The following is a 3,061-nucleotide window of genomic DNA, read 5'->3' as shown; positions in this document are numbered from 1 at the left end:
CGTTTCTCGAAGCGCTCGCGCTTGAGACAGATGCCATCGCGCTTGACGTGCTCAAGCCCCAGGCTGTGCCAGCCACGGCGGGCCAGGCCCGGCGACAGCGTCAAGCTGGCCTCCAGACTCATCACGCGCACCTTGCGCTCACGCAGGTCGCGCTCGGCCGCCGCCAGCAACTGGCTGCCGATGCCCTGCCCCATCAGACTCGGATAGACGTAAAGCATCTCGATGCGCGCCAGCGGCCATTCGGGGGCGTACTCGCAGAAGCCGATGCAGCGACCATCACGCTCCGCGACCAGCACCTCGAAGCGATGCTGACGCGCGGCCCAGCGTTCGGCGTCGCGCGGGACACGCGCGGCCCACTGCTGGCGCTGCGCCAGATCATAATGACCGGCAGCGCCCTGCATGACGGCCTGGTAGAACACCTCGGCCTGATCCGCGGCATGCTGCGGCTGCGCCGCCACGATATGAACACGCTCCCTGGCCACTTCACGGCTATCGGTCTGGCTGTGCAATCGTTCGTCCTCCTTGTGTCCTCGAACGAGGACGATGTATTCATGGAAAATCTGACAGGCTCACGGCTGACACCTGTCACTGAAGCGTCCTGCTCAGCCGCTGAAGGACACCTCATCGAAGCGGCTGGCCCGCGGGTGATCTCCCGTGACCATGTCCGGCTCCCGCACCAGCTGCCAGGTATGGAAGCCGGCGGCAGCGGCGGCGTCCAGCTCGGCGACGACATCCGACAGGAACAGGATCTCCGCGCCCGGGATGCCCAGCTGACCGGCGATGCGGCGATAGCTCTCGGCTTCCTGCTTGGGGCCCGTGGTGGTGTCGAAGTAGCCGGCAAACAGCGGAGTCAGATCGCCGACATCGGAATGCCCGAACAGCAGCTTCTGGGCCTGGATGGAGCCTGAAGAGTAGACATACAAGGACAGTCCGCGTTCCTTCCAGTTACGCAATCCCTTCACGGCATCGGGATAGACATGGCCGGTGAAGTCACCGTCCGCGTAGCCCTGTGCCCAGACCATGCCCTGTAGCGCCTTGAGCGGCGTGGCCTTGCGGTCAGCGTCGATCCAGCCTTCCAGAATGGCGATCACGGCCTCGAGATCGGCTTTCGGCGCCTCGGCCAGCTCGCGGGTGGCGGTCAGCTGCTCGGCGACGTCCTCACGCTCGGCGTTGGCACGCACGAAATCGCCCAGATTGGCGCGCGCATAGGGGAACAGCACCTGATGCACGAAGCGAATCGAGCCGGTCGTGCCCTCGATGTCGGTGACGATGGCGCGAATCATGCGGACTCCTGGGAATGCGGGGCTGCGGTCTGGGTAAAGTGCTCGGCCAGCGCTTCATGACGCGGGAAGCGGGCGGCGATGTCATTGTCGGTGAAGTTGGCGATCCAGCCTTCCGGATTGGTGAACAGGCGGATGGCGGTGAAGTCCGGCGTCGGCCCCATGTCGAACCAGTGCGGCGTGCCGGCCGGTACGGCGATCAGGTCATCCTTCTCGCAACCGACCGCCAGCACGCGCTCGCCCAGATGCAGGTAGAAGATGCCGCTGCCGCGCACGAAGAAGCGCACCTCGTGCTCCGCGTGGCGGTGCTCATCGAGGAACTTGCCGCGCAGGGCGTCGCGGTCAGGGTGATCCGGCGTCAGGCCGATCACGTCGGCGGTGACGAAGCCGTTCTCGGACTTGAGACGCGCGACATCGTCGGCGTAGGCCGCCAGCACCTGCGTCTGGTCGGTGGGATCACTCATCTCGCAGCCCGCCGTCCAGCGCTCGAAGCGAATACCTTCGGCCTCGAGTTCGCTGGCGATCTGCGCGCCATCATTGGTGATCAACTGCGGACGCGAGGCGTCCTGCTCGGCGTAGATGGCCAGAAAGCTCATCGCTGTCTCCTCAGTTCCAGTTCACAACCCATCAGGAAATCGAGCGCTTCGACATGGCGGCGACAGGCCGTCATGCTGCTGGCCCAGGTATAGAGGCCATGGCCGCGGATCAGGTAGCCGTGCAGACCGGCATCGGCGGCCAGCCGGGCACGCACGTCCAGCGCCAGCGCATCGATATCCTGAGTATTGTCGAAGACGGCCAGACGTACCGCCGTCTCATGACTCTTGACGCCTTCCAGCGCCTTGTTGAGCTCGAAACCCTCCAGGCTCAGGGTGTCGCCCTCATGGCACAGCGACAGCACGGTGGCGGCCCTGGAGTGGGTATGCAGAATCGCCTGCGCGTGGGGCAGGTCTTCGTAGAGCTGACCATGCAGGCGCGCCTCGTCAGAGGCCTTGCGGGAAGTGCCCTGCAGCCTGACGGCAAAATCGCTGACCAGAATGTCGCCACTGGTCAGGCGGCCCTTGTGGCAGCCCGAGGCGGTGACCGCCATCAGGCGATCACTGAGACGACAGGAGAAGTTGCCACCGGTGGCCGGTACCTGCCCGGCAGCGTCCAGCGCCTGACCGGCCTCGATCAACTGTTGGCTCGCCAGTGCTAGGCGGTCGAGGTCCAGTGTCGACGGCAGGCCGTCGGCAGCGGCAATGGCGATAGGGTCTGACATGATCAAAATTGCCCTCAAGAGTCGCGCGGGGCATTCACGCCCCGTCGCCAGCATCACGATTCAGCGCCATGCGGCGCTGCTCTCGCGGCAGACTACACAAGCCGACCCAGTGAGACCAGTCATGCCGAGCGACGACGGGCATGGCATCATGGCGACCTGGAATGTCACACGACATTCTGTGCCATCATCACTTCAGCCTCAGCCACGGTCTTGCCATGTCCTCTTCCGATCAGCCCGCCAGCCCCCACCCGACCGCCGTCACGGCCGAGCGCCCGATGAGCGACGCCGCACTGGCCAGGCGCCTGCCGCTGCTGCCCCCACATCTGCGTGAGCAGGCCGCGGCGATGGGGCAACAGGCCATGCAGCCTGTGGGCATCATCGAAAGCTGCTACCCGGACAAGTTCGGCATTCCCCGCCAGCCGGGGCTGGCGCGCCACGCCACCGCCATCCTGCACCTGCTGCCACCCTTCGATGACCCGGACTGCGTGCGCGACATCGAGGGCTTCAGCCATCTGTGGATCCA

Annotated in this window: 5 protein-coding genes; 1 reads left to right on the top strand and 4 read right to left on the bottom strand. The window is 65.5% G+C overall.

What is annotated here, in order from left to right; translation table 11 throughout:
• The 4 genes from AC4FAH_RS08470 to AC4FAH_RS08455 all read right to left on the bottom strand — a co-directional run.
• Window positions 1-509: GNAT family N-acetyltransferase (locus AC4FAH_RS08470; protein WP_490245895.1), on the bottom strand; the 509-nt coding region annotated here is incomplete at its 3' end.
• Between the two features lie 93 nt (window positions 510-602).
• Window positions 603-1,283 (bottom strand): acireductone synthase, encoded by a 681-nt coding sequence (mtnC, locus tag AC4FAH_RS08465; protein ID WP_490245894.1) that lies wholly within the window; start codon window positions 1,281-1,283, stop codon window positions 603-605.
• Entirely contained in the window at window positions 1,280-1,876 is a 597-nt protein-coding gene (locus tag AC4FAH_RS08460) for a 1,2-dihydroxy-3-keto-5-methylthiopentene dioxygenase (RefSeq protein ID WP_052384566.1), read from the bottom strand. The genes mtnC and AC4FAH_RS08460 overlap by 4 nt, the downstream gene beginning before the upstream one ends.
• Window positions 1,873-2,538 (bottom strand): methylthioribulose 1-phosphate dehydratase, encoded by a 666-nt coding sequence (locus AC4FAH_RS08455; protein WP_215823466.1) that lies wholly within the window; start codon window positions 2,536-2,538, stop codon window positions 1,873-1,875. Before AC4FAH_RS08455 ends, AC4FAH_RS08460 begins: the two co-directional genes overlap by 4 nt.
• 161 nt (window positions 2,539-2,699) lie before the next feature.
• Between AC4FAH_RS08455 and AC4FAH_RS08450 the strand changes: the two genes are divergently transcribed.
• Window positions 2,700-3,061: TrmO family methyltransferase domain-containing protein (locus tag AC4FAH_RS08450; RefSeq protein ID WP_490245893.1), on the top strand; the 362-nt coding region annotated here is incomplete at its 3' end.

It is taken from the genome of Cobetia sp. (assembly GCF_983723665.1).
Note: the sequence above shows the minus strand (reverse complement) of the source record. Positions and strands in the feature narration are given on the sequence as shown.